This is a genomic window from Agrobacterium sp. LMR679, from assembly GCF_027157905.1.
GTDB classification, from domain to species: Bacteria; Pseudomonadota; Alphaproteobacteria; order Rhizobiales; family Rhizobiaceae; genus Agrobacterium; species Agrobacterium leguminum.
This window is the reverse complement of record NZ_JAPVOJ010000002.1, coordinates 1,958,118-1,981,555: the sequence shown is the minus strand read 5'-3', so window position 1 is coordinate 1,981,555 and position 23,438 is coordinate 1,958,118. Positions and strand designations below refer to the sequence as shown.

27 protein-coding genes and 1 riboswitch are annotated in these 23,438 nt (G+C 61.8%); of the genes, 10 read left to right on the top strand and 17 right to left on the bottom strand.

Annotation, left to right across the window (positions count from 1 at the left end):
* Window positions 1-58 precede the first annotated feature (58 nt).
* Both O3W47_RS20310 and O3W47_RS20305 read left to right on the top strand, forming a co-directional pair.
* Window positions 59-547, top strand: coding sequence for a GNAT family N-acetyltransferase (locus O3W47_RS20310; protein WP_003509304.1), 489 nt, complete (start codon window positions 59-61; stop codon window positions 545-547).
* Between the two features lie 21 nt (window positions 548-568).
* Window positions 569-1,135, top strand: a complete 567-nt coding sequence (locus O3W47_RS20305) for a type 1 glutamine amidotransferase family protein (RefSeq protein ID WP_269314476.1) — start codon at window positions 569-571, stop codon at window positions 1,133-1,135.
* A 78-nt stretch (window positions 1,136-1,213) separates the two neighbouring features.
* On the opposite strand, the gene O3W47_RS20300 is transcribed toward O3W47_RS20305, so the two are convergent.
* From O3W47_RS20300 to O3W47_RS20275, 6 genes are all read right to left on the bottom strand, one after another.
* The gene (locus O3W47_RS20300; protein WP_269314475.1) at window positions 1,214-1,528 is read right to left on the bottom strand and encodes a hypothetical protein; all 315 of its coding nucleotides are present in this window, start codon (window positions 1,526-1,528) and stop codon (window positions 1,214-1,216) included.
* Window positions 1,529-1,532: 4 nt separating this feature from the next.
* A complete protein-coding gene (locus O3W47_RS20295; RefSeq protein WP_269314474.1) occupies window positions 1,533-2,243 on the bottom strand; it encodes a CbtA family protein in 711 nt (236 codons plus the stop codon).
* An 11-nt stretch (window positions 2,244-2,254) separates the two neighbouring features.
* Window positions 2,255-2,437 (bottom strand): CbtB domain-containing protein, encoded by a 183-nt coding sequence (locus O3W47_RS20290; RefSeq protein WP_003522264.1) that lies wholly within the window; start codon window positions 2,435-2,437, stop codon window positions 2,255-2,257.
* Between the two features lie 161 nt (window positions 2,438-2,598).
* Window positions 2,599-2,835: riboswitch (cobalamin riboswitch) on the bottom strand.
* Between the two features lie 185 nt (window positions 2,836-3,020).
* On the bottom strand, window positions 3,021-3,941 hold the full coding sequence (locus tag O3W47_RS20285; protein WP_262534948.1) for a c-type cytochrome: 921 nt from the start codon (window positions 3,939-3,941) through the stop codon (window positions 3,021-3,023).
* A 90-nt stretch (window positions 3,942-4,031) separates the two neighbouring features.
* Window positions 4,032-4,466 carry a c-type cytochrome gene (locus O3W47_RS20280; RefSeq protein ID WP_262534947.1) on the bottom strand — a complete coding sequence of 145 codons (435 nt, stop codon included), beginning with the start codon at window positions 4,464-4,466 and terminating at the stop codon, window positions 4,032-4,034.
* 118 nt (window positions 4,467-4,584) lie between these two features.
* The gene (locus O3W47_RS20275; protein ID WP_269314473.1) at window positions 4,585-5,214 is read right to left on the bottom strand and encodes a LysE family translocator; all 630 of its coding nucleotides are present in this window, start codon (window positions 5,212-5,214) and stop codon (window positions 4,585-4,587) included.
* Between the two features lie 133 nt (window positions 5,215-5,347).
* Between O3W47_RS20275 and O3W47_RS20270 the strand changes: the two genes are divergently transcribed.
* The gene (locus O3W47_RS20270; protein WP_262534946.1) at window positions 5,348-6,049 is read left to right on the top strand and encodes a helix-turn-helix transcriptional regulator; all 702 of its coding nucleotides are present in this window, start codon (window positions 5,348-5,350) and stop codon (window positions 6,047-6,049) included.
* A gap of 178 nt (window positions 6,050-6,227) precedes the next feature.
* Here the strand turns inward: O3W47_RS20270 and O3W47_RS20265 are convergent, their stop codons facing one another.
* Both O3W47_RS20265 and O3W47_RS20260 read right to left on the bottom strand, forming a co-directional pair.
* On the bottom strand, window positions 6,228-7,097 hold the full coding sequence (locus tag O3W47_RS20265) for a metallophosphoesterase (protein WP_269314472.1): 870 nt from the start codon (window positions 7,095-7,097) through the stop codon (window positions 6,228-6,230).
* Between the two features lie 129 nt (window positions 7,098-7,226).
* On the bottom strand, window positions 7,227-7,829 hold the full coding sequence (locus tag O3W47_RS20260; RefSeq protein ID WP_080817427.1) for a superoxide dismutase: 603 nt from the start codon (window positions 7,827-7,829) through the stop codon (window positions 7,227-7,229).
* 245 nt (window positions 7,830-8,074) lie between these two features.
* On the opposite strand from O3W47_RS20260, the gene O3W47_RS20255 reads away from it, so the two are divergent.
* The gene (locus O3W47_RS20255) at window positions 8,075-8,413 is read left to right on the top strand and encodes a hypothetical protein (RefSeq protein ID WP_269314865.1); all 339 of its coding nucleotides are present in this window, start codon (window positions 8,075-8,077) and stop codon (window positions 8,411-8,413) included.
* Window positions 8,414-8,417: 4 nt separating this feature from the next.
* On the opposite strand, the gene O3W47_RS20250 is transcribed toward O3W47_RS20255, so the two are convergent.
* Window positions 8,418-8,960 carry a GNAT family N-acetyltransferase gene (locus O3W47_RS20250; protein WP_137003052.1) on the bottom strand — a complete coding sequence of 181 codons (543 nt, stop codon included), beginning with the start codon at window positions 8,958-8,960 and terminating at the stop codon, window positions 8,418-8,420.
* A gap of 96 nt (window positions 8,961-9,056) precedes the next feature.
* Between O3W47_RS20250 and O3W47_RS20245 the strand changes: the two genes are divergently transcribed.
* Window positions 9,057-9,944 carry a LysR family transcriptional regulator gene (locus O3W47_RS20245; RefSeq protein ID WP_269314471.1) on the top strand — a complete coding sequence of 296 codons (888 nt, stop codon included), beginning with the start codon at window positions 9,057-9,059 and terminating at the stop codon, window positions 9,942-9,944.
* A gap of 408 nt (window positions 9,945-10,352) precedes the next feature.
* On the opposite strand, the gene O3W47_RS20240 is transcribed toward O3W47_RS20245, so the two are convergent.
* Window positions 10,353-12,710, bottom strand: coding sequence for a methyl-accepting chemotaxis protein (locus O3W47_RS20240; RefSeq protein WP_269314470.1), 2,358 nt, complete (start codon window positions 12,708-12,710; stop codon window positions 10,353-10,355).
* 171 nt (window positions 12,711-12,881) lie between these two features.
* Window positions 12,882-13,763 carry a branched-chain amino acid aminotransferase gene (locus tag O3W47_RS20235; protein ID WP_059753963.1) on the bottom strand — a complete coding sequence of 294 codons (882 nt, stop codon included), beginning with the start codon at window positions 13,761-13,763 and terminating at the stop codon, window positions 12,882-12,884.
* A gap of 338 nt (window positions 13,764-14,101) precedes the next feature.
* On the opposite strand from O3W47_RS20235, the gene tam reads away from it, so the two are divergent.
* A complete protein-coding gene (gene tam, locus O3W47_RS20230; RefSeq protein WP_269314469.1) occupies window positions 14,102-14,872 on the top strand; it encodes a trans-aconitate 2-methyltransferase in 771 nt (256 codons plus the stop codon).
* Between the two features lie 2 nt (window positions 14,873-14,874).
* Here tam and O3W47_RS20225 read toward each other — a convergent pair whose 3' ends face one another.
* Both O3W47_RS20225 and O3W47_RS20220 read right to left on the bottom strand, forming a co-directional pair.
* Window positions 14,875-15,243, bottom strand: a complete 369-nt coding sequence (locus O3W47_RS20225; protein ID WP_137003048.1) for a VOC family protein — start codon at window positions 15,241-15,243, stop codon at window positions 14,875-14,877.
* A gap of 48 nt (window positions 15,244-15,291) precedes the next feature.
* The gene (locus O3W47_RS20220; protein ID WP_059753971.1) at window positions 15,292-15,999 is read right to left on the bottom strand and encodes a helix-turn-helix transcriptional regulator; all 708 of its coding nucleotides are present in this window, start codon (window positions 15,997-15,999) and stop codon (window positions 15,292-15,294) included.
* 187 nt (window positions 16,000-16,186) lie between these two features.
* On the opposite strand from O3W47_RS20220, the gene O3W47_RS20215 reads away from it, so the two are divergent.
* Together O3W47_RS20215 and O3W47_RS20210 are read left to right on the top strand one after the other, a co-directional pair.
* Entirely contained in the window at window positions 16,187-17,113 is a 927-nt protein-coding gene (locus O3W47_RS20215) for a bestrophin family protein (RefSeq protein ID WP_269314468.1), read from the top strand.
* 112 nt (window positions 17,114-17,225) lie between these two features.
* On the top strand, window positions 17,226-18,053 hold the full coding sequence (locus tag O3W47_RS20210; protein WP_262534940.1) for an aldo/keto reductase: 828 nt from the start codon (window positions 17,226-17,228) through the stop codon (window positions 18,051-18,053).
* 24 nt (window positions 18,054-18,077) lie between these two features.
* Here the strand turns inward: O3W47_RS20210 and O3W47_RS20205 are convergent, their stop codons facing one another.
* The 3 genes from O3W47_RS20205 to O3W47_RS20195 form a co-directional block, all read right to left on the bottom strand.
* Complete coding sequence (locus O3W47_RS20205; RefSeq protein WP_269314467.1) at window positions 18,078-18,689, bottom strand: LysE family translocator; 612 nt, start codon at window positions 18,687-18,689, stop codon at window positions 18,078-18,080.
* Between the two features lie 292 nt (window positions 18,690-18,981).
* On the bottom strand, window positions 18,982-19,788 hold the full coding sequence (locus O3W47_RS20200) for an AraC family transcriptional regulator (RefSeq protein WP_269314466.1): 807 nt from the start codon (window positions 19,786-19,788) through the stop codon (window positions 18,982-18,984).
* Window positions 19,789-19,858: 70 nt separating this feature from the next.
* Window positions 19,859-20,617: an SDR family oxidoreductase gene (locus tag O3W47_RS20195; protein ID WP_080817438.1), complete on the bottom strand. Its 759-nt coding sequence runs from the start codon at window positions 20,615-20,617 to the stop codon at window positions 19,859-19,861.
* Between the two features lie 103 nt (window positions 20,618-20,720).
* Between O3W47_RS20195 and O3W47_RS20190 the strand changes: the two genes are divergently transcribed.
* Window positions 20,721-21,152 (top strand): winged helix-turn-helix transcriptional regulator, encoded by a 432-nt coding sequence (locus O3W47_RS20190; protein ID WP_269314864.1) that lies wholly within the window; start codon window positions 20,721-20,723, stop codon window positions 21,150-21,152.
* A gap of 7 nt (window positions 21,153-21,159) precedes the next feature.
* Here O3W47_RS20190 and O3W47_RS20185 read toward each other — a convergent pair whose 3' ends face one another.
* On the bottom strand, window positions 21,160-21,552 hold the full coding sequence (locus tag O3W47_RS20185; RefSeq protein ID WP_080817440.1) for a DUF937 domain-containing protein: 393 nt from the start codon (window positions 21,550-21,552) through the stop codon (window positions 21,160-21,162).
* A gap of 314 nt (window positions 21,553-21,866) precedes the next feature.
* Between O3W47_RS20185 and O3W47_RS20180 the strand changes: the two genes are divergently transcribed.
* Window positions 21,867-23,438: a helicase HerA-like C-terminal domain-containing protein gene (locus tag O3W47_RS20180; protein ID WP_127756207.1), complete on the top strand. Its 1,572-nt coding sequence runs from the start codon at window positions 21,867-21,869 to the stop codon at window positions 23,436-23,438.

Genomic DNA, 23,438 nt, shown 5'->3' with positions numbered 1-23,438 from the left:
CGGCTTTGTTGTTTCTCAAGCGTCCTGACGGCACCGATAAGACCAAAGGACCGAAAAAATGACCGAAGATAGCTCCCTTACACTGGAAAGACCGCCCGTCGTCATCATTCGTGGCGCACGCAAGACGGATTTGCCCGAGCTTAACGAGATGATCACCCTGCTTGCCTCCTACCACGGCGATGCGGCGGCGATCACCCCGGCGAAACTGGAACGCGACCTGTTCGGCCCGCTGCCCTGGGTACATGGCCTGGTGGCCGAGGCCGATGGCGCGCTGATCGGTTACGCCCTGCTTCTGCCGCTCTACAGGGCGCAGGAAGGCCGGCGCGGGCTTGAGCTGCATCATCTCTTCGTGCGTGACGGGCATCGCGGCCATGGCACCGGCCAGCATCTGGTTTCCCGCGCCCGCGATATCGCCAAGCGCCTCGGCTGCGACTATCTTTCCGTCAGCGCCACGACCGGCAATGTGGCGGCGCATCGTTTCTACGAAAACATGGATTTCGCGCCCCGGCCGGTTACCGGCATGCGCTACATGCAGTCCATCGCCTGATTAAAAACCACGGAGACGGCCATGACACGGATCGCCATTGCGCTGGCGCAGGATTTTGCGGACTGGGAACCGGCGCTGCTTGCTGCCGCAGCCCGCAGCTATCTCGGCGTCGAGATCGTCTACGCTACCCCTGATGGTGGGCCGGTGACGTCCATGGGCGGGCTGAATGTGACGCCTGACACGTCCTATGGTGCGCTTGATCCGGCCGGCATCGACGCGCTGGTCATTCCCGGCGGTTTGAGCTGGGAAAAGGGAACCGCTGTCGATCTTGGCGGGCTGGTGCACCGGTTTCGCGACAGGGACCGGCTGGTTGCCGGCATCTGCGCGGCGGTAAGCGCGCTCGGCGGCACGGGCGTCCTGAACGATGTCGCCCATACCGGCAATTCGCTGGCGTCCCACAAGGCTTATGCCGTCTATAGCGGCGAGGCGCTTTACCGCGACCAGCCGAAAGCGGTCAGCGATCGCGGCATCATCACGGCCGCCGGCAGCGCGCCGGTCAGTTTCGCTGTGGAAATCCTGAAACACCTCGGCCTCTTTGGTCCGGAAGCCGAGGCGGAACTTCAGGTTTTTGCGGCGGAGCATCGCTGAGGCATAGCCGTCTCGGTTGTTTGCACTCACCGTCATTCCGGCCTTGAGCCGGAATGACGGCGGTGAGAACAGCGAGGATTATCGCCGATCCAGCACCCGGCATATGCGCGCCGCTGGCTCCTCGCCTTCCCCGGCAATCGCACGGCGAATATCGCGGCTGTTCAGATGCAGGCTGCGGCCGGCGGGTAACTTCGAGCGTTTTATCTTGCTGAGCGCCGCAGCGATAAAAGCGGCCTCGTGTTCATGAAAACAGGCGAGAGCCGCCTCGCGATCCGGGGCTGCCCCAAGGACAGCCTTGAAGGCAAGACGGTGCACGGCGCAGAAAGCGCCGTGACCGTGAACGGCAAAACGCAGCGCATCGAGTTCCTCACTCCATTCGGCCGCGTCCTGCATAGTCTCAAGCCGACTGGAAGCGCTTCAGGAAAAACGCGCTCAATGTTCCAAGCAAAGCCCAGAAAACGAAGCTCGTGATGGTGGCGGCGACGATGAACTGACGCTCCAGCGGCAGCGGCGCCAGCGCATGTTCGCCTTCCGGCGGCAGGGGTGCGCCGACCACATGCGGCGCGACGATCAGCACCAGCGCCAATACGATGGCCCAGGGTTCGCGGCGGAAGGCGATCAGCGCAATGCCGCCCGCGGTTGCGGCAACCGTCGCAAGCCACCAGATCTGCCGCGCCTCAAGTGCGGCGGCCGGGCTGCCCGGCAGTTCCGGCGGCAGGCCGATCATCGGGGCCAGCATGACGGCGGCAAAACCGGCAACGCCCCAGAGAAGGCCTTCACGCCAGCCGCCATTCGTGCCACGCAGCGAAATGAGGCCGGTCAGCACCAGCGCATAACCGATGGCGGTCAGCACATTGGCGGCAACCGTATAGGCGGTGCGCTCGAAACCATCGGCCGGAGCCCAGGCTTCATCGTTATGCTCATGGGCGGGAACGGCAGCACCGGGCGCCGGCGCATCATGGCTGTGGGGCGCTTCGCCGGCGCTTTCATAGGTTTCCGCCTGAAGAATGAGCGGCGTGGTACCGACAGCCTGCATGGCCGAGACGGCGAAACCGCCAAGAATGCCGGCGAGAACGGCGGTAAAGACGATATTGCGAAAAGACGACATGCCGTTTCCCCTCAATGGCAGGGGAAGGCGTTGGCATGACGCGTGTCATGCGCGGCATTGTGAACGGCTTCCACATGGGAAAAGCCGACAAAACCGACAACGAACAGGCCAAGCACGATCGCCGTCAGCGATTGCGCAAAGCTGGTTGTTTTTGCGGAAACGGCGGCGTTGGCCGTATTCTGGTTGATGGACATGGTGACCCCTCTCCGGCGCGACCCCGCGCCTTTGGACGCGGCCGGACGGCAAAGGGCCGTCGAGCCGCTACAATACACTTCACCACGGGGATACGAGACTGACACAGGGAGGCGTCGATCCCGCCACCCTGAAATTCCGCTCTTCCGGACACCCCGCCGGCATGGATATTTCCGCGATGGCAGGTCTCCTGGCTTACGGGTCAAAACCTGAAACACCTTCCCGGCGTCACCCTCTCTGGAAACCCTTCAGTTCCCGGCGAGATGGCTTGCCAGTGGCATTTCGTTTCAGGCTCTCCGCTCACAGTTGCGGGGGCAGCCACGAATGAGGAGTTCTCCCTATCGTGTTCCCTTTTCACCTTCCGGAACGCCCGGAAGGAACCATCACAGGATTGTTATCCGATGGGCGGCGGCGGGAGTCAATGGTGGGCCTGATTTCGAACTGCACGCCGTTGCCTCCACCTCCGTCACCCCCGACTAGATCCGGGGTCCAGCGCGATCAAGTCCTTGATCGCAAGAGACTCTTCTCACGGCGCAGACGCGCCGTGGCTGGATGCCGGATCCAGTCCGGCATGATGGCTGAGAGTTACCGCGACGGTATGGCCTTCAGATAGGCGGCAATCGCATCGCGGTCTTCGGCCGTCAGATGCGCCATATTCTGCTGCACCTTGACCATGGAGCCGCCGACGCTGTCGAATTCCGGGGTAAACCCGTTTTCCAGATAGCTGGCAATATCGGCCTCGGCCCAGCTGCCGATGCTTTGCGAACCGGGGGTGATGTCGGGAATACGGCCCTCGCCTTCCGGGTTGGGCCCGCCGGCCAGCCACTTGTCTTTCACGAAACCGCCAAGCGCGTTGCGCGGCGTGTGGCATTCGCCGCAATGGCCCGGCCCTTCCACCAGATATTGGCCGCGCAGCAATTCGGCATTGGCATTGGCAAGCTCCACGCGGGGCCGCGCCGAGGGGTCGAAGTAAAGGAATTTCCAGCCGCCCAGCGCCATGCGCAGATTGAAGGGGAACGGCAACTCGTGATCCGGCGCATCGTTCTGGCTGGCCGGCAGGGCTTTCAGATAACCGAAGAGATCGTTGATGTCCTTCTGCGTCATGCGGGCATAGGAGGCATAGGGAAAGGACGGGTAGAGATGCTCGCCGTTCCTGCCCACACCGCGCGTCATCGCATCGCCGAATTCCGCCAGCGTCCAGCCGCCGATGCCATGCTGCGGATCAGAGGAAATATTGGGGACATGGAAGGTGCCGAACGGGCTTTTCAGCGCCTGCCCGCCCGAAAGCGTCAACAGCGCCTCGCCTTTCGCATCGGGTGCGGCATGACAGCTTGCGCAGCCGCCCGCCCAGAACAGCGTTTCGCCATTGGCCAGATCCGGTTCGCCCAGGCTGACCCAGTGGCTGGGCGCCTGCCGCTCAGGCGCCGTAACCCAGGCGAATATGCCGTAGCCCGCAATGGCCGCGACGACGGCTCCGCCCGCGAGTTTCGTCCAGATGGAGGACATGCCCCTCTCCCCATTCTCACCTGACCCGGTCAGATGTCTTTCGTGCCTGAGAAAACGCCGCCGGGAAGCGGCGTTTCCAAAGTGCTGCGATTACTTCTTCAGACGATAGGTCTGGTGGCAGGTGCCGCAATCGGCGCCGAGCGTCTTCATGGCGGTCGCGACGCCCGCCTGATCGGTGGGAAGATTGGCGAGAACCATGTCCGCATCCGTGCCGAGCTTGGCGGCCTTGGCCTTGAAGTCGTCGAAATTTTCCCAGATGGCGGGGGCAGCGGCGCTGCCGGTCTCGGTGCCGGCGGGGAACTGGTCCGGGAAAGCCTTCGCATTGGTGCCGATGGTGGCTACGGCAGTCTTGACGGTATCGGCGTCAAAGGGCTTTTCGCCCTTGGAGATGGCGGCGAGCGAACCCATGGCCCCACCGATCTGCTTCATCATGCCTTCACGTTTTTCGACTTCGCCGGCAGCGTAGACCGCTCCGGCGCAAAGACAGCCGAACAGCATGGCCGCGGTGATGGTTTTCAGTTTCATGCAACTCTCCTTGATTCCGGCCGGGACACCGGACGCTTGATGGAACGGCGCGAGGATGCCCTTTCCGGATGGCGAAAAGAAGTCACATTGCGGTGAATTCCATCGTGAAAACAGAAGCCTAAGACAGGGCCTCCCACAGTGTCAGCAGCGCTGCGGCAATCAGCATGAAACCGGCGGCGCGGCCGATGAAGATCGTGGCGGCGGGCGAAGAAACCAGCCATGCCCGGCTTCTATCCGCCGTCAGCGCCAGCGCGCCATAGACCGTAAACTGCGTGACCGCCACCATCGCGCCCATCACCAGCCCCTGCATCCAGATCGGGCCATAGGCCGGTTTGAGAAATTGCGGATAGATCGCCATCATGAACAGATAGGCCTTCGGATTGGAAAGGCAGGTCAGCACCGCCCGCCAGAAGGCCTTTCTGACCGAAGCGCTCGCCTGCGCCTCATCGCCGTTCACGACAATCGCGCTGCGCATCAGGCCGATGCCGATCCAGATCATATAGGCGGCGCCGAAAACCAGAAGCGGCAGGAACAGCGACGGCATCCAGGCGGCAAGCATGCCGACGCCCAGGGCGCCGTAAAGCGAATGCACGATGCCGCCGGCGCTCATGCCGCTTGCGGCGGAAAGACCCGTTCTCTTGCCGCCCGTCAGCGCGCTTGCCAGCACGAACAGCATATCCATGCCCGGCAGGATGATGATGCCGAACAGGACCAGAAAGAAAAGCCAGAGATTTTCGGCGTAACTCATGTCAGTATCTCCCAAAACGGTTCACGACACATTCAGGAAATCCCATGTTTCTCAATGTGTTTTTTCGTTTATAGGAAAGGCCAACTGACAGCGTTGTGTCAGTTGCGTGGGGAAATCCACCGGGAAAACGGCAATGCGCAAGGCGTCGAGACTGTTCGAGATCATCCAGATTCTGCGGGTGGCGCGCAGGCCTGTCACCGCGCAGACGATTGCCGAGGCGCTGGAAGTGACGGTGCGCTCGGTCTATCGCGACATAGCAGCGCTTCAGACCATGCGCGTGCCCATCGAAGGGGAACGCGGTGTCGGTTATATCCTGCGTCCCGGCTTCAACCTGCCGCCACTGATGTTTTCCATCGAAGAGACGGAGGCGATCGTGCTGGCTCTCGCCATGGTCGCCCGCACCGGCGATAGCGGGTTGCGGCAGGCGGCAAGGCAGGTCAGCGACAAGATCGCCGCATCCCTGCCCGAACCCCTGTCGAAAACCCTCTCCGCCAATGCCCTGCACGCCTGGGGCAGCATCGCCCCCTCCCCCGCCGGCGTCGATCTTGCGACGGTCCGGCGGGCGGTGCGCGACGAGGAGAAGCTGGAGATCACCTATCGCGATGAGGCCGGCGCGGAAACGCAGCGGCGGGTTCGGCCGATTGCGGTGATCTATTATTCGGAGACGGTGAATATCGTCGCCTGGTGCGAATTGCGGCAGGCGATCCGCAATTTCCGCTCGGACCGGGTGCTGAGCTGCGAAACGACCGGCAGTTTCTTCAAGCTGGAAGGCGAAAAGCTGCGACAATTGTGGATGAGCGGCTGGCAGAGCAACCAGTTGGGAAACAGAATTTAGTGCAGCTCGCAGCCTCTGCTATGTGTCGGAGCACCCTTCTCCGCCCTCATTCCTGTGCTTGTCACAGGAATCCAGTCGACGCGCGTCTGCGCGGCGAGAGGACTCTTTTCAGCCCAAGGACTTGGGCTGGCTGGATTCCTGTGACGAGCACAGGAATGAGGGCGGGGGTCGTCTGGCCTCAAAGCACGGCAGCGTTCTGCTGCAAATACTCCAGCAGGCGATCCTCCTCGCGCCCGAAACCGCGAATGACGATTCTGTCAGCAAAGACATCGGCGATGGCGAAGGTGTTCTGGTCGGGCGTATCGACCATGCCCTTGAAATTCACGAAGTGGGTATTGCCCAACAGGCCGTAATTGCCCTCGTGATTATGGCCATTGAACCACGCGACGACCGAGGGGTGGGAGGTAAGGAGCTCAAGGATACGCGGCGCGTCCCACATGTTGTGGGCGTTTTCGGGATAGACAGGATAGTGGCAGAGAACGATCACTTTTTCGCCTGCCGCATCCGCCTTTTGCAGAACGGCCCGCAGCCATTCGAACTGTTCGTCGCTGAGCGAGGCGTTCCAGTCCTGCGCATTGATTGCACCGGCATCCGCCAGACGCTTCAGCCGGTCTGCGGCGAGCGCCCGACGCGGATCGCCGGGCGGCGGGGCGAAAAGGCTGACCTCGTTGCCGTCAAGCACGACGAAACGGATGTCGCCGATGGAAAAATCATGCCAGGGGGCGGACATGCCGAGGCGGGCGTGGATAGCCGGCAAATGCTCGGCGGCGACGGCGAAATCGTGGTTGCCCGGCAGCAGGACCGAGCGGTGGCGAAGCCCGTCGTAAACGGCAAGGATCGCATCGAAATTGTCGAAGCCGCGGTCGATGATATCGCCGAGCGTCACCACGAAGGCCAGTTCCTCGCGGTTGAAGGCGTCGATCGCGTCTGCGAGCTTTTTCGGGCTCTCGGCGTAATAACGACCCATCTCGGGGCGCGGATCGGCATCGGCATATTGGGGATCGGCGACAATGCCGAAGGAGAAGAGAGGCGTGTTTTTTTCAGTCATGATGCGCCGCGATAAACCCGGCGGATGACAGGCTTGTGACAATAAAACCCGACAGGCCGTATCGCCATATCACAAAAGCAGAACACCCGGCACAGAGGCCGGGTGTTCGAAAAATCCGTTCCGCAAGCCTTACTTGGCGGCGGCTTCGTAACGCTCTAGGACGTAGTCCCAGTTGATGAGGTTGTCGACGAAGGCTTCGAGGTACTTCGGACGCAGGTTGCGGTAGTCGATGTAGTAGGAGTGTTCCCAGACGTCGACGCCGAGGATCGGCTCTGCACCGTGAACCAGCGGGTTTTCGCCGTTCGGGGTCTTGGAGATTTCAAGCTTGCCGTTCTTGACGGAGAGCCATGCCCAGCCGGAGCCGAACTGCGTGGTGCCGGCAGCGATGAAATCGGCCTTGAACTTGTCGTAACCGCCGAGATCGGAGGCGAATGCCTGCTCGAGCTTGCCCGGCAGCTTGTTGCCGCCGCCGCCCTTCTTCATCCACTTCCAAAAATGGACGTGGTTGTAATGCTGGGCAGCATTGTTGAAGAGACCGGCATTGGTGCCAAAGGACTTCTTCACGACTTCTTCGAGCGACAGGTCGGAAAGACCTGCTTCGGCCGCCAGCTTGTTGCCGTTGTCGACATATGCCTTGTGGTGCTTGTCGTGATGGAACTCGAGCGTCTCGCGCGACATGTAGGGTGCAAGCGCGTCGTAGTCGTAGGGGAGTTCGGGAAGTTCGAAGGCCATGGTTTTTACTCCTTTTTGCAGCGGGTTACCGCTCCTAGAAACCGTGTGAGCGGACCATAGGAGCGAACCTCTGTTTGGGCAACCTGCGAAATATCAAAATGTTCCGACAAAAGAGAAAATTCCTCTCCTTGCGGCCGCCACCACATTTGTTTCACAACCCTGGCGTACCGTTTTCCACCCTATCGGTTCGCTTTTACCGAGATTGCAGGAAGGAAATTCCATGACCCGTCCGATCCCCCCGCTCCATCCTCCTCCTTGCGGCCTTCTCGTCGCTCACCTTGCCTGCCGCCGCATCGTCGGATGACGCCTGGAAGGAGTTCGTCGCGGATGTGCAGACGGCCTGCCTTGCCGGCGCCAAAGACATGATCGAGGACGCGAAGGCCGTGGTCGATCCGGTCGGCAGCGAGAATTACGGCCTCGCCATCCTCACCGGCAAGGCCAAACTCACCGGGAAGAGTGGGAGCGCGGATGCCACCGTCAGCCATATCTGCGTCTACGACAAGAAGACCAAGGCCGTGGAGCTGGGCAGCGAGCTTGCCGGCGATACGCTGAAGGTGGAAATACCCGGCTCCACCAAGCCCTGATCGTTCAAAAGCGCGGTGTGGTGTCACCCTCGCCCAGCGCACGCTGCATCAGCACCGTATCCAGCCATTGGCCATGTTTCCAGCCGATGGATTTGAAGGTGCCGACATGTTCGAAACCGGCGGCGCGGTGCACGCCGATCGAGGCGGCGTTGGCCGAATCGCCGATGACGGCGATCATCTGCCGGAAGCCGCGCGCCGTCGCCGCCTCTATCAACGCATCGAGCAGCTTGCGGCCGATGCCCATGCCCTTCATGGCTGGATCGATATAAACGGAATTCTCCACCGCCGCGCCATAGGCCGGGCGCGGGCGATAGGCGCCGGCATAGGCATATCCGGCTATCTTTCCATCGCATTCGGCGACGATATAGGGGTAATTGCCCTCCACCAGAAGGCGACGGCGCTCGAGCATCGTCTCCGCGCTTGGCGGATCGATCTCGAAGCTCGCGCGGCCGTGCAGCACGGCGTCCCTGTAGATTTCGGCAATGGCTGGAATATCCGCCTCTTCGCAAGGGCGGATGGTAAGGCTGGAAACGGTGGAAAGGGTCATTCTCTTGTCCTGCGGATCATTCACGCCGTCATTGTGCATTGCGGCGCAGCCAAAATAAAGATTATCTGTCTTATACAAACGATAAGGTTTTCTTTGATGATGGACCTCGACCTGCGGCAGCTGCGCAGCTTCATGGATGTGGCCGATCTCGGCAGTTTTTCCGCCGCCGCCGACAAGGCGGGGCTGACGCAGCCGGCCATCAGCCTGCATATAAGGCTGCTTGAAAAACAGCTCGGCGTGCGGCTGATCGAAAGGGTCGGCAGGCGCGCGCAGCCGACGGCGGCGGGGCGCGACTTTCTCATCCATGCAAGGCGGATTGCCGAAGAAGTGGCGCATGCCATCGATACCGTTGCGCCGCATCGCAGCGGGGTGACGGGACGCCTGCGCATCGGCACGGGAGCCACCGCCTGCATCTATCTGCTGCCGTCGGTGCTGGGCAAAATCCGGCAGGCCATGCCCGGTATCGAGATCGTCGTGCAGACCGGCAATGCCCACGACATCCTCCGGCTTCTGGAGGCCAATACCATCGATGCGGCGGTGGTGGCCCTGCCCGCCAGCGGCCGCAGCCTCGATATCAGCGATATCCATCTCGACGAGCTGGTCGCGGTTTTCCCGCAAGGCTCCGTTTCTGACACAACGGTGCTCAACGCCGAGACGCTTTCGGCGCGGTCGCTGCTGCTTTACGAGGGCGGCAATACGCGCCGGCTGGTGGATCAATGGTTTTCGGCAAGCGGCCGCACCGTGCAGCCCGCCATGGAACTGGGCAGCGTCGAGGCGATCAAGAAGCTCGCAGGTGCGGGCCTTGGCCTTGCCATCGTGCCGCGCATGGCGATGGAGCATGAAGGGGCGGCATCCGGGCTCGAATGGCGCTCGCTCGAACCGCCGCTTGAACGGCGGATCGCGCTGGCAATGCGGCGCGACAAACATATGACCGCGCCGCTGCGGGCGCTTGCCGCTGCGCTGCCGGATGTGGGGAAAAGGTGAAGCTCGCGCCCGTTGCAAGGGCGGGCCAGCCATCGCCTCCGATGGCGAATAGTGCGCCCGCCTCAGCATCATCCTTGGGCTTGTCCCACTGCTGTCCGGTTTAAATTCCGGACGACCCGAAGCCCCCTTTGAAGTCAATCGTGGAGGGTCAACATTCTCTCGACGTCATCCTCGGGCTTGTCCCGAGGATCTAAACACGTCGAATAAAATCAATACGTTGCAGATCCTCGGGACAAGCCCGAGGATGACGTCGGCGTGGTTGCCCGACTTGCCTTCCCATCTGACGACGCTATTTTTCTTTGGTGTCCGGTTCGGGGCGGCGAGCCCGAGCATGACGTTGAGTGTGTCGGATGCTTCGTCACCAGCATTGCCCGCGCCATCCGGTGGCGCGAGCAACGCTTGCAAAACTCAAAACTCCGTCCACTCATCCCCCTTCACGGCCATCGCCGCATTGCCGCGTACGGCGACGGGGCGGGCCTTCGGTGCCGGTGCGACCGGTGGGGCGGGCGCGTGGACCGGGCTTGCGGCGCGCTGCATATGACGTGCCGTCTCCCGCAATGCGGAGGTCTGCTGGCCCAGCTGGAATTGCGCAAGCAGGGCGTGAAGGTTGGTGCATTCCTGTGCAAGCCCCGCACCGGCCGCATTCATTTCCTCGACCATGGCGGCATTCTGCTGCGTGGCCTGATCCATGTGGTTGACGGCGGTGTTGACCTCGGAAAGCCCGGCCGACTGCTCCTGCGCCGCCGTGGCGATGGCGTCCATATGGGTGTTGACGGAAAGCACCAGCTGCTCGATCTCGGAAAGCCCGACGCCGGTATCGGCCACCAGCTTCACGCCTTCACCCACCGCAACGGCTGACGCGGTGATGAGCTGCTTGATTTCCTTGGCGGCATTGGCGGAGCGCTGCGCCAGTTCGCGCACTTCCTGTGCGACGACGGCAAAGCCCTTGCCCGCATCGCCCGCCCTTGCCGCCTCGACGCCGGCATTCAGCGCCAGAAGGTTGGTCTGGAAGGCGATTTCGTCGATGACGCCGATGATCTGGCCGATCTGGCGCGAGGAATGTTCGATGCGCTCCATGGCGGCGACGGCATCGCGCACCACCTTGCCGGAAAGATCGGCCTTTGTCCTTGCCTCACGCACCGTATCGCGCGCATCGCTCGCCCGTTTGGAGGTGGCGGAAACATTGGCGGTGATCTCTTCCAGCGCTGCAGCGGTTTCTTCGAGAGAAGCGGCCTGCTGTTCGGTGCGGCGGGAAAGATCGTCGGATGCCGACGACACCTCGTGAGCGCCGCCGTTCACGGTCTGCACGGACTGGCCGACGCTGGTGAGCGCTTCGCGCAGCTGGTGCACGGAGCTGTTGAAATCGTGCCGCAGCGTCTCGAATTGCGGCGAAAACGGCGTGGCGATCTCGCAGACCATATCACCGGAGGCAAGCTGGCGAAGACCGCCAGCCAGCGACCCCGTGGCCTGATTGAGACGCTCTTCCGCCTCGGCCTCGGCGCGCTGCTGCAGCTCGATACGGTCGCGTTCGGCCTGCTCGCGGCTGCCGACGGCTTCGTCCTCAAGCTGGCGGTTACGAATGGCCGCTTCGCGGAAGATTTCCACGGCGCGGGCCATCTCGCCGATCTCGTCGCCGCGTTTTGCGCCGGGCACATCGATCGCCAGGTTGCCGGTGGACAATTCCATCATCGCCTTGGTCAGGCGGCTGATGGGACGGGTGACGCGGCCGACGATGACCGCAAGGCAGAGAATGCAGACGCCAAGTGTGAGGATGAACGCGGCGAGATAAATCATCGCGCCGATAAAGGCGTCCTGTCTGGCCTTTTCGGCATTGGCATTGAGAACATCCATCGCTTCGGAGGCGATTTTCGCGACCGTATCGAGGCTTTCGGTGACCGTATTGCGCCATGTATCGATGGTGAAGGCAGGCGTGCGGCCATTGTTCAGATCGTCGATCAGCTTTGCGCGCTGCGTGACGAAATCACCCTTGAAATAGGTCCTGTCGGCAACGGCATAGATGTCTTTCAGCGCCTTCGGCGTCGATTCATGCGCGACGAGGTCGCCGGTGGCTTTCCAGGCAAAGGCCGCGCCGGCATCGAAATTGCCAAGCTGCTGGGTTTCCTGCGGGGTCAGCGGCCGCTGCTGGGCCACGACCGCATTGATGACAACGGTGGCGCTGCCGCCCAGCGCTCGCGCCGACCAGCCATAGGACCGCAACTGGATGAGGCCGGTCAGGCTCTGGTCCAGCGAGCGAACCTCACCTTCCACCGCCGTCGATCCCGCTTCGAGCGCCGTCAGGAAATCCTGACCGAGCGTCAGCACGGTCTTGTCCAGCCCGTTTTCACGACGGTCGAGCGGCAGGGTGACGTTGGCGTCAACCTTTTTACGCAGCTCCAGGAATTGCGTGTAGATATCCTTCACGCGGGCAAGCGGAGCCTTGAGGCCAGCCTGATCGAGCGCGGCGGACTGTTCGAGAAAGGCGCCCATGGCGGCATCCACCTTCTGGCGCGACGCCTGCACGCTGGCGATGGTGTTGGCCGTCTTCGCCGGATCGACCGTCAGCGCCGAGGCGCTGTTGCCGCGTTCACTGCGAAAATTCAGCAAGGCGTTGAAAAGCAGCCTGTCCAGCGAAACGAGCTGCGCCACCTCCGAAAAACTGCGGGCGCGCTGCACGGACTGCAACATGCCGTTGCCCACGAAGCCTGCCAGCGCGATGCCGACGAGCAGAAAAAATCCCACAAGTATATTGCGTATGCTGAAAGACATTTGACGGCCCCCACTAGCCCGGATCGGTAATGCCGCACGCTAGCGTGTGGTCCTCTAAAATTGGATTAAATTCCCCCTGAATTTTCATGGGAAATAATGCGGTTCAAAACAAAAGGCCGCGGCAGGGATGAGCCTGCCGCGGCCTTTTGAAACTAAGGGTTTTACCCGACCTTAAACGTCCGCGCCGAGACGCGCCCAGTCCATATAGAGATCGAGCGCCTTGCGGGCGACGGGGCCTGCCTGCAATTCGCGATCATCGAGCTTCACGACGGGCGAAACCTTGGAATAATTGCCGGAGCAGAAGATTTCATCGGCCTCGCGGAAATCCTCGACCGAAAGCGTCGCTTCACGCACGTCGAAACCGGCCTGGCGCAGAAGGCCGATCACGCGCGAACGGGTGATGCCGGCAAGGAAAGTGCGGTTCGGAACCGGGGTAAGGACGACCCCGTCCTTGACCATGAAGATGTTGGCGGAGGCGGATTCGGCGACATTGCCGTTCATGTCGCGCATCAGGGCATTGTCGAAGCCGCGCGAGCGCGCTTCCAGAATGGCGCGGCCGCTATTGGGATAGAGGCTGCCGGCCTTGGCGTCGGTCATGGCGGTTTCCGGCGAAGGGCGGCGCAGCGGCGAAACGGTGAGCGTCAGCGGCTTGCCGGCATCCATCGGCGCTTCGAAAAGGCAAAGCGCAAAACGGGTGGAGCCGGCATCGGGCGCCACGACGCTGCCGGGCATGCCGTGCTCGGCCCAATACATGGGCTTGATGTAGATCGCCATCTTGCCGTCGAATTTCTTGACGCCTTCCAGCGCCAGGGACTCGATCTCCTCGGCCGTCATGGTTGGCTTCATGCCCATATTGACGGCGGAGCGATTGACGCGCTGGCAGTGCAGATCGAGATCAGGCGCCACACCATCGAACCAGCGCGCACCGTCGAACACCGTGGAAGCCAGCCACATGGCATGCGAGGTCGGGCCGATGAGCGGCGGATTGCCGGGCAGCCATTGACCGTCAACATAGGTCCAGGTGGTTGATCGGGGTGCGGTATCGACGCTCATGATGGTCTCCTGTCTCAAGCGTTTTCGTTCGGTGAAAACGCTCCGTCTTTTTTGTTCTGATGCATTGCCGGATGAAGAGCGCTGCGCGCTCTCAACGGGGCATGTGCTGGAAATCGGCCGGAGTGAATGCCTCTCCCCTGACGAGGTCAAGTTTTAATTGCAGCGATTTCTGAATTTGATGGAAAATAACAAAGCGACGGCCCCGCAAGCACGTTTTATGAGGTGAAACAAAAGGTTGATGAATAGATTCATCACAATAATTCATGCATCGGATGATGGCGGCGTGATTTGCCCCATGCGATGCTGGCGATCTGACGGCATTTTGCAGGAGGAAAATCATGGCATGGTCCGCCCACCAATATCTGAAATTCGAAGACGAGCGGACGCGTCCCGCACGGGATCTTCTGGCGCAGGTGCCGCTGGAGCGGGTGCTGAACGGCTATGACCTCGGCTGTGGTCCCGGCAATTCCACCGAGCTTCTGACCGACCGTTACGGCGTCAATGTCATTACCGGCATCGACAGCGATGACGACATGCTGGAAAAGGCGGCGGACCGGCTGCCGACCACGCGCTTCGGCAAGGCCGATCTTTCCCAGTGGAAGCCGGCGCAGAAGGCAGACCTGCTTTATGCCAATGCCGTGTTCCAATGGGTGCCGGATCATCTCACCGTTCTTTCGCAACTGATGGACCAGCTGGAAAGCGGCGGCGTTCTGGCCGTGCAGATGCCCGACAATCTGCAGGAGCCGACGCATCGCGCCATGGAGGAAACCGGAGCGAACGGTTCCTGGAAGGACACGTTCGCAGATGGCAGGCTGCGCCGCAAACCCCTGCCCGCGCCTTCGGACTATTTCGATGCGCTGGTGCCGAAATCCGCGCGGGTGGATGTGTGGCACACCATCTATAATCATCCGATGAAGGATGCGGAAAGCATCGTCGAATGGGTCAAGGGCACGGGGCTGCGTCCCTATCTCACCGCCGCCGGCGAGGAAAACCGCGAAGCCTTCCTCGCCGACTATACGCGGCGCATCAGGGAGGCCTATCCGCCGATGGCGGACGGCCGCCTGCTTCTGCGCTTTCCCCGCCTTTTTGTGGTGGCGGTGAAGAAGTAGCTTCAGCCCGCGAAAGCATAGACCCTGAGACGGTGCTTGTCGGGGTCGGCGGCGGTAAAGGTGTAGCCGAATTCCATGCCCGCCGGCTGCTGCAGCATGTCGATGCCCTTCGCCTTCCAATCCGCAAAAATCTCGTCCACCCGCGCATCGTTTTCAACGCGGAAGGCAAGCTCGCCGCCGCCGCCCGTAACGGATGCCTTCGGTTCCACGGTGTGCCGCGACCAGAGGCCGAGCTTCATGCCGTTCTGAAGCACGAAGAGCGAGAATGTCGGCGAGGCTTCGACCGGCTCCGCGCCCAGCAGGGCCCGGTAAAATTCGGTGCTGGCCGGCGTGTTGTCGACGTAAAGGATGGTGAAATCGGGGTGGGTCATGGCTGTTCTCCTGTGTTGCGGATGAACGGTTTCTAGACCCCGCTGTTGTCAGTTTTTGTCAGCATGATGCCGCCGCCGCTGTTTTTCCCGTTCGCGCCATTCTTTCAGCAGCGCCTGGCGGCGGCGCGGATAACGGCTGTCGAGGGGACGGAAATCTTCGATGCGGTCGGCCCGGAAACTGCGGTAGTCCTGCCGTGTCTCGCACCAGCCAAGCACCACCCGCACCAGATCGAAAAAGGCGAGCGCGAAGGGCCAGATCACCCGTTCCGTCACCTCTCCCTTTTCATCGCGATAGGTGATGACGACCCTGCTTTCCTTACGGATAGTATCGCGAATGGCCGCCAGATCGACATGGATGGCGGCAAGGCCCTGCCCCGGCCCGACAAGCAGGGTGGAATGATCGAGTTCCTCACGCAGGGCATCGGGAAGCACGGCGCCGATCTTGACGAGCGCGGCGCGGGCGGCCTCCGCCAATCCCGCATCGGCACGGCCCGCCACCCAGCGCGAGCCGAGCACCAGCGCCTCGATTTCCTGCTGCGAAAACATCAGCGGCGGCAACAGGAAACCGGGGCGCAGCACATAACCCACGCCCGCTTCCCCTTCGATATCCGCGCCCTGCGCCTGAAGCGTCGCTATATCGCGGTAAAGCGTACGCAGGCTGACGCCGGTTTGCGCGGCAAGGGCCGCGCCGCTAACCGGCATGCGGTGGGAGCGCAGGATCTGCAACAGATCGAGAAGCCGTTGTGAGCGTGACACGCGATATTCCCTTCCGCCGCATAGCCGGACCGTGGCGTTGACGATCCCGGCGATAGACGCGTAGCGCCGCCGGCCGCCGGGTGCAACCATGCAAAAAAGGGTGGACAAGGCCGCCTCGCCAGCATGTAGATAGGGTGAGGCTCTTTCACGCCCCTCCCATCCGCCACAGGCATTTCGAGTTTCCGCCATGATCGTTCGTCCAAAACCGAACCTGCTGCAGCTTTTCCTCATCGTGCGCGGCTCCATCATCGTCCGCATCTTTCCGCAGGTGCTTGCGGTTTTCCTGCTGTCGACGCTGGTTGTCTGGGCGCACAAGGACAGGCCGGATCTGGTGCAGGCGTTAAACGGAGCGCCCTTTTCGCTGCTCGGCATCGCGCTTTCGGTGTTTCTCGGTTTTCGCGCCAATGCCTGTTACGACCGCTGGTGGGAAGCCCGCAAGCAATGGGGTGCGCTGATTACCGTCGCCCGCGCGCTTTCACGCCAGAGCCTCATGCTCGATAGCCGGCAGGATGTCGCCGATCCCGTCACCCGCCGGCGGATCACCGATCTTGCCATCGCCTTCTGCCACGCGCTGGTCTCGCATCTGCGCCCCGGGGATGCGACCGCCACTGCGGCCAGCCTCGTTCCGGATGATCTCAGGGATATTTACGACCGCAGCCGCAACCGGCCGGACATGCTGCTGCGCGAAATATCCGACGCCGTCGTCTCCGCCCATGGCAAGGGGCAGATCAGCGATATCCAGCTACAGATGCTGGATGCCACCGTGCAGCAGATGGGGGCGGCGCAGGCTTCGTGCGAGCGCATCCGCCAAACGCCGGTTCCCTTCGGTTACTCGCTGCTGCTTCACCGCACCGCGCATCTGTTCTGCCTGCTGTTGCCGTTCGGTTTCACCGATCTGCTCGGCTGGGCCACGCCGTTTACCAGCACGCTCATCGCCTATACGTTCTTCGGTCTCGATGCGCTGTCCGACGAGCTGGAGGACCCCTTCGGCACCGGCCTCAATGCGCTGCCGATCAATTCGCTCGCCACCACAATCGAGATCAATCTGCGCGAGGCTATGGGCGAGACCGATCTGCCGGCCGATCCGCGCCCGGTGGATTACGTGCTGATGTGATATCGTCCTGCCGGGTTGAAACCGATCGCGCGGACACCAGTTAATGAAAGACGGCTTCCCCCGCCCGGCATCCCGCGCCGGCCATGTTTTCAGCAAACAGGAGAGACATCCCATGTATGACGTCAGCGCGAATGGCGCGAATATTCCCGCCCTCGGTTTCGGCACCTTCCGCATTCCGGAAGACGATATCAGGCGCATTCTGCCGGAGGCGCTGAAACTCGGTTTCCGCCATGTCGATACCGCCCAGATCTACAAGAACGAAGGCGCAGTCGGTGAGGTCATCGCTCAGTCAGGTATTTCCCGCCATGATATATTTCTCACCACCAAGGTCTGGGTGGACCGCTTCCGCCACGACGATTTTCTCGCTTCCGTCGACGAAAGCCTTACGAAGCTGAAGACCGACTATGTCGATCTGCTGCTGCTGCACTGGCCGAAGAGCGATGTGCCGCTTGCCGAACGCATGGGCGCGTTGAACGCGGTGCGCAAGGCCGGAAAGGCGCGCAATATCGGTATTTCCAACTTCAACGTGGCGCTGACCGAAGAGGCGGTGAAGCTTTCCGACACACCGCTTGCCACCAATCAGATCGAATATCACCCCTATCTAGACCAGACGAAGGTGATTTCGGCGGCGCGCAAGCACGGGATGTCAGTGACGGCCTATTATCTGATGGCCGATGGCAAGGTGCCGAACGATCCCGTGCTGAAGGATATCGGCGCAAAACACGGAAAGACCGCCGCGCAGGTGACCCTGCGCTGGGCGGTGCAGCAGCCGGATATCGTGGCACTTTCCAAGACGGCGACGGAAAGCCGCCTGAAAGAGAATTTCGATGTTTTCGATTTTGCGCTGACGGAAGAGGAAATGCGGGCGATCCACGCGCTTGCAAAGCCGAATGGCCGCATCGTCAATCCCGGCCACCTCGCGCCCGACTGGGACGACTGAGGCGACGGGGCCATCCGGTCCCGTTTATCTCTCGGTCAGGGCCAGCTTCGCACCCAGCGCCACGAAAGCGGCCGCGAAGCTGCGCCGCAGCCAGGCGAGGACCGCCGGGCGCGACACCACCTGACGCCGGACCGAGGCGGCGAAACAGCCATAAAGCGCAAAGACCAGAAACGTCATGGCCATGAAGATCAGCCCGAGATCGACCATGCGCCATGCCGGCAAAGCCTCATCCGGCGCGATGAACTGCGGCAGGAAGGCGAAAAAGAAGATCGACAGTTTCGGGTTCAGCAGATTGATGAGGATCGCCTCGCCGATGATGCGGGCGGCCTTCCGGGGCTCCCTCGTATCGTCGATCTTCAGCGCACCATCCTCCCGCAGCGTGTTCCACGCCATGTAGAGGAGATAGGCGACCCCCAGATATTTGACGATGCCGAAGGCGAGCGCGCTGGTGTGCAGGATGGCGGCAAGGCCGGTGATGGCGGCGAGCAGATGCGGCACGATGCCAAGCGTGCAGCCGAAGGCCGCAACGACGCTCGCCCTTGCCCCCTGAGAAAGACCGGCGGCGAGCGTGTAGACCACGCCGGTTCCGGGAGAAGCGGCGACGATGAAGGATGTGATGAGGAATTCGGGTGTCATGATGTGGGTGTGTCCTGTTGGGGTGGAGGACGGGAGCATGATGGTGCGGGGGGTGGGTGTCTTGGATGAAATTGCAGGGTTGATGTCCGGAGGCTCCTTCCCCCTCATTCCTGTGCTTGTCACAGGAATCCAGTCGACGCGCGTCTGCGCGGCGGAGGAGTCCTTTCAGCCCAAAGACTTGGGCTGGCTGGATTCCTGTGACAAGCACAGGAATGAGGGAAAAGGGGTACGTCCTGCACTCCCCGAAACGCAAGACTGCCGCACAGACCTTTCCCTTTTGGAGTAACCTGCCTTACGAAAGCGCCGCCCGGTAAACCGCCGGCGTAACCCCGAATTGCCGCACGAAGAACCGGTTCAGATGGCTCTGGTCGGCAAAACCGGCGGCAAAGGCCGCCTCGGCGGGCCGCGCGCCTCTGGCCAGTGCATGGCGTGCCACATGGACGCGCCGTTGGAGAAGATAGCTGTGCGGTGTCAGGCCGGTTGCTTTGGCGAAAGCGCGCAGGAAGCGGAACTGGCTCATGCCGGCTTCCGCGGCGAGATCGGCAAGGCGGAATGGCCGGGATGGCTCGTCGTCGATGCGGCTTTTCGCCCGCTTTATATTCTCGGGTGCGGCGATTTCGCCCGGCTTCGCCGCCGTCTCCATCGCGCCCGCCAGAAGCGTCAGCAGGGTCTCTTCGCTATGAAGGGTTTCGCCCGGCCCCTCCCTTGCCGTCATGGCTGCAAAGACAGCGTTGAATGGCTTTGCCAGGGGCCTGATATCGACGGGATAGGCGAATTCGAACGCGCCGCGATCCTTCTCGCCGATATCGGCAACGGCGTCGCGGACGATATCGATGTCGAGATAGAGCATCCGCCAGGCGCGGCCGCCGTCCCCGAGCGGAACACCGTCATGCACCTCGCCCGGATTGACGGTGATGAGATGACCGGCGCCCGCTTCCACCATGCCACGGCCGGAGAGCGATTTCTGCGCGCCGCGTTCGATGAGACCGATGCCGAACTGATCGTGCATGTGGCGCGGAAAGCAACGGTCGCTATCCGCCGCCACGGCGACGACGCCGGGCAGAATGGTTTTCGGCATCAGGAACCGGCCTTGGGCCATGAAAGCGCGCGCTCCGCAGATTAGAGCGCGACGCTATCACAAGATGGCCCCATGTGACAGACGCGGCCGTTTAGGGATGCATATGGTTGATCATGGCGAAGACCTGATCGAAATTGCCGTTCTGCGCGGCGAAACGCAGCGGCTTGCAGCGTTCCACCACCACTTCCTTCGCATCCGGGCGATTTTCAAGAATATCCATCACCTCGGAAATGAAGGCGTCGAGCGGCATGGCCCTTTCGTCGCTCGCCTGCCCCTCGCCCATCAACGTCGTCTGCACATAGGGCGGCACGATTTCGATGACCTCCACCGGCGTCTCTTTTAGTTGCTCGCGCAGCGCGACCGAATAGGCGTGGATGGCCGATTTGGTGGCGCTGTAGGTGGGGGTCAGCACCATGGGCACGAAGGCGAGGCCGGAGGAAACCGTCAGAACCGTGGCGGCAGGCTGTTTCAGGAAATGCGGCAGAAGCGCCGCCGTCAGGCGAATGGGCGCGAGAAGATTGGTGGCGATGGTTTCTTCCGCCGTATCGAGATAATCCGGTGCTGCGGCGATGTCTTCCGGCCGCATGATGCCGGCATTGTTGATGACGGCGTTGAGGGTCGGGTGGGCCTTCACCAGAGCTTCGGCAAACGCGCGGATGCCTGCGGCGTCCGTCGCGTCCATCACCATCGAGGCCATGCCGGGATTGGCGGCCGTCACCTCGTCGAGCACGGCCTTGCGACGGCCGGAAATGATCACCCGGTTGCCGGCCTTGTGAAACGCTTCCGCCAGCGCCCTGCCGATGCCGGAACCGCCGCCGGTGATGAGAATGGTGTTATCAGCGATTTTCATTGGAACATCCTTTGCTTGTTGGCTGAAAGGAAGTTAGCTATGATACTCTCCAATCGAAAGTAGGCACCCAAAAGATTTATACTTACCCAAAGGAGAGTGTATGATGAAACGGCACGCCGCCGACCCGGCCATCGAGAGCCGGCGCAAGGTTCCGCCTCCCACGGATACCGATCCGGCAATAGAGGCGCTGGTTCAGGACATCATTTCCAAAGTGGCCGACAAATGGACGATGCTCATTCTGGAAGTGCTGGAAGAGCATGGCACGCTGCGCTTCACGCAGATCGGCAGGCTGGTCGGGAATATCAGCCAGAAGATGCTGACGAAAACGCTGCGGCAGATGGAAAGCGACGGGCTGGTGCGCCGCACCGTCCATCCCGTCATCCCGCCGCATGTGGATTACGGCCTGACGAACCTCGGCCGCACGCTGGGCAGCGCCTTTTGCGGCGTGTGGATATGGGCGGAAACGCACCATGCCGAAATAGAAGAGGCGCGGCGTCTGTTCAACGAACAGCCGCCGCGCCCCGCTGTGGAGTAGTTTCGCCTCAGGCGAACTGGCTGAGGCCCGGAACCGAGGCGATCACCTGATCGACAACCTCATCGCCCGCATGCTGGCGGGCAACGGAGATGGTTTCCTTGGCGAGCGTGGAAATCTCGCTCATGCCGAGGCCCTGGCTCATCAGCTGCTGGCCCAGCCCCATGATGCCGCCGCCGCCGATCGCGCTCATCAGGCCCCCAAGCAGACCGCCGCCGCCGGCGCCTTCGCCATTATACTGCGCCACCAGTTCGCTGGCGCCGGGAATGGCTTCGATCATGCGGGCGATCGGGCCGTCTTCCGCCTCACGCTGAAGAAAACCGAGAATCATGCCAATGGCTTTTTCGGCCAGATCCGGGCTTATTCCCGCCTTCTCGGCGATCTGGCTCACGACTTCGTTCATTCTTGCCTCCTGTTGAAAAACGACGCCAACATCGAATAACTGACGTTAACGTCAACGTAAAACAATATCATGCCGCATTCAAGCAGCGACGGTCAGGTGCGGCAACTTTCATCAAGCGGTTTTTCTTCATCGCCATCAAGCAGTTGTTGCGCCTTGAAACTGTCCTTATAAGATCATCACAACCAAACTATGAAAAGGCCGCTATCGTCAGAAGTGGCCACAACATGGTAGTGACGCTTTAAATTCGGACATGACTTTTGCAAAATCCACCGCGATTTTAAGGGTCATGCACCAGCCGCAGGAGAAAATGGTCGATGTTGCAGGACGGACAGCTCTATATCGGCACCAGCCGCAATCCGGACGACAGCCTGAACAAGGGCGAATATCTGGAACTGAAATTCGGCAACCGCCACGGCCTCATCACCGGCGCGACGGGAACGGGCAAGACCGTGACGTTGCAGGTTCTGGCCGAAGGTTTTTCCAAGGCCGGCGTGCCGGTTTTCTGCGCCGACATCAAGGGCGATCTTTCCGGCATCGCCGCACAGGGCGAAGCCAAGGACTGGGTGCAGAAACGCGCCGAACAGATCGGCTTCACCGATTTTGCCTATGGCAAATCGCCAGTGATCTTCTGGGATCTCTACGGTGAAAAAGGCCATCGTGTGCGCGCCACCATCGCCGAGATGGGGCCGCTGCTGCTTGCCCGGCTGATGGATGCCTCGGAAGCGCAGGAAGGCGTGCTCAACATCGCCTTCAAGATCGCCGATCAGGGCGGGCTGCCGCTGCTCGATCTGAAAGACCTGCAATCGCTCCTGAACTATATGGGCGAAAACGCAACCGAGCTTTCCAACCAGTTCGGCCTGATTTCCAAGGCTTCGGTCGGTTCGCTGCAGCGCGGGCTGCTGGTTCTGGAACAGCAGGGTGCGGCGAATTTCTTCGGCGAACCGGCGCTGAAAATCGCCGACATCATGCGTGTGGGCACGGATGGGGTTGGCACGATTTCGGTTCTCGCCGCCGACCGGCTGATGATGAACCCGCGCCTTTACGCCACCTTCCTGCTCTGGATGCTTTCGGAACTGTTCGAAGAGCTGCCGGAAGTGGGCGATCCGGAAAAGCCGCGTCTGGTGTTCTTCTTCGACGAGGCACATCTGCTCTTCAACGACGCGCCGCGGGTGCTGGTGGAGCGCGTGGAACAGGTCGTGCGGCTCATCCGCTCCAAGGGCGTGGGCGTTTATTTCGTGACGCAGAACCCGCTCGACGTGCCGGAAACCGTTCTCGCCCAGCTCGGCAACCGCGTGCAGCACGCGCTTCGCGCCTATACGCCGCGTGAGCAGAAGGCGGTGCGCACCGCGGCCGACACCTTCCGCCAGAACCCTGCCTTCAACACCGCCGACACCATCACCACGCTCGGCACCGGTGAGGCGCTGATTTCCACCCTGCACGACAAGGGCGCACCTTCCATCGTCGAGCGCACGCTGGTACGTCCGCCATCCGGCCGTGTCGGGCCGCTCACCGATGCGGAGCGCAAGTCCCTGATCGATGTGAGCCCCGTCGCCGGGCAATATGACCAGGATATGGACCGGGAATCGGCCTTCGAAATCCTCGCAGCCCGCGCCCAGAAGGCTGCCGATGCAGAAGCCGCCAGACGTGCGGAAGAAGAAAACGCCGCCAGCCAGTCCGAGAGCGCTTCCGGCCGCTGGCGCCTGCCCGGCTTCGGCGATGAAGAACCCGCACCGGCCTCCACCGGCTCGCGCAATGGCGGCGCACGCAAGACCGGATACCAGCGCGAAACGGTAATCGAGGCGGCGATGAAAAGTGCTGCCCGCTCGGTTGCCACCTCGGTCGGCCGCGCCATCGTGCGCGGGATTCTCGGTAGTTTGAAGCGATAA

What these genes read in the sequence shown, in the direction of transcription:
- O3W47_RS20310 (WP_003509304.1), top strand. Translation starts at nt 59, where the DNA reads ATGACCGAAGATAGCTCCCTTACACTGGAAAGACCGCCCGTCGTCATC.
- O3W47_RS20305 (WP_269314476.1), top strand. Translation starts at nt 569, where the DNA reads ATGACACGGATCGCCATTGCGCTGGCGCAGGATTTTGCGGACTGGGAA.
- O3W47_RS20300 (WP_269314475.1), bottom strand. Translation starts at nt 1,528, where the DNA reads ATGCAGGACGCGGCCGAATGGAGTGAGGAACTCGATGCGCTGCGTTTT.
- O3W47_RS20295 (WP_269314474.1), bottom strand. Translation starts at nt 2,243, where the DNA reads ATGTCGTCTTTTCGCAATATCGTCTTTACCGCCGTTCTCGCCGGCATT.
- O3W47_RS20290 (WP_003522264.1), bottom strand. Translation starts at nt 2,437, where the DNA reads ATGTCCATCAACCAGAATACGGCCAACGCCGCCGTTTCCGCAAAAACA.
- O3W47_RS20285 (WP_262534948.1), bottom strand. Translation starts at nt 3,941, where the DNA reads ATGTCCTCCATCTGGACGAAACTCGCGGGCGGAGCCGTCGTCGCGGCC.
- O3W47_RS20280 (WP_262534947.1), bottom strand. Translation starts at nt 4,466, where the DNA reads ATGAAACTGAAAACCATCACCGCGGCCATGCTGTTCGGCTGTCTTTGC.
- O3W47_RS20275 (WP_269314473.1), bottom strand. Translation starts at nt 5,214, where the DNA reads ATGAGTTACGCCGAAAATCTCTGGCTTTTCTTTCTGGTCCTGTTCGGC.
- O3W47_RS20270 (WP_262534946.1), top strand. Translation starts at nt 5,348, where the DNA reads ATGCGCAAGGCGTCGAGACTGTTCGAGATCATCCAGATTCTGCGGGTG.
- O3W47_RS20265 (WP_269314472.1), bottom strand. Translation starts at nt 7,097, where the DNA reads ATGACTGAAAAAAACACGCCTCTCTTCTCCTTCGGCATTGTCGCCGAT.
- O3W47_RS20260 (WP_080817427.1), bottom strand. Translation starts at nt 7,829, where the DNA reads ATGGCCTTCGAACTTCCCGAACTCCCCTACGACTACGACGCGCTTGCA.
- O3W47_RS20250 (WP_137003052.1), bottom strand. Translation starts at nt 8,960, where the DNA reads ATGACCCTTTCCACCGTTTCCAGCCTTACCATCCGCCCTTGCGAAGAG.
- O3W47_RS20245 (WP_269314471.1), top strand. Translation starts at nt 9,057, where the DNA reads ATGATGGACCTCGACCTGCGGCAGCTGCGCAGCTTCATGGATGTGGCC.
- O3W47_RS20240 (WP_269314470.1), bottom strand. Translation starts at nt 12,710, where the DNA reads ATGTCTTTCAGCATACGCAATATACTTGTGGGATTTTTTCTGCTCGTC.
- O3W47_RS20235 (WP_059753963.1), bottom strand. Translation starts at nt 13,763, where the DNA reads ATGAGCGTCGATACCGCACCCCGATCAACCACCTGGACCTATGTTGAC.
- tam (WP_269314469.1), top strand. Translation starts at nt 14,102, where the DNA reads ATGGCATGGTCCGCCCACCAATATCTGAAATTCGAAGACGAGCGGACG.
- O3W47_RS20225 (WP_137003048.1), bottom strand. Translation starts at nt 15,243, where the DNA reads ATGACCCACCCCGATTTCACCATCCTTTACGTCGACAACACGCCGGCC.
- O3W47_RS20215 (WP_269314468.1), top strand. Translation starts at nt 16,187, where the DNA reads ATGATCGTTCGTCCAAAACCGAACCTGCTGCAGCTTTTCCTCATCGTG.
- O3W47_RS20210 (WP_262534940.1), top strand. Translation starts at nt 17,226, where the DNA reads ATGTATGACGTCAGCGCGAATGGCGCGAATATTCCCGCCCTCGGTTTC.
- O3W47_RS20205 (WP_269314467.1), bottom strand. Translation starts at nt 18,689, where the DNA reads ATGACACCCGAATTCCTCATCACATCCTTCATCGTCGCCGCTTCTCCC.
- O3W47_RS20200 (WP_269314466.1), bottom strand. Translation starts at nt 19,788, where the DNA reads ATGGCCCAAGGCCGGTTCCTGATGCCGAAAACCATTCTGCCCGGCGTC.
- O3W47_RS20195 (WP_080817438.1), bottom strand. Translation starts at nt 20,617, where the DNA reads ATGAAAATCGCTGATAACACCATTCTCATCACCGGCGGCGGTTCCGGC.
- O3W47_RS20190 (WP_269314864.1), top strand. Translation starts at nt 20,721, where the DNA reads ATGAAACGGCACGCCGCCGACCCGGCCATCGAGAGCCGGCGCAAGGTT.
- O3W47_RS20185 (WP_080817440.1), bottom strand. Translation starts at nt 21,552, where the DNA reads ATGAACGAAGTCGTGAGCCAGATCGCCGAGAAGGCGGGAATAAGCCCG.
- O3W47_RS20180 (WP_127756207.1), top strand. Translation starts at nt 21,867, where the DNA reads ATGTTGCAGGACGGACAGCTCTATATCGGCACCAGCCGCAATCCGGAC.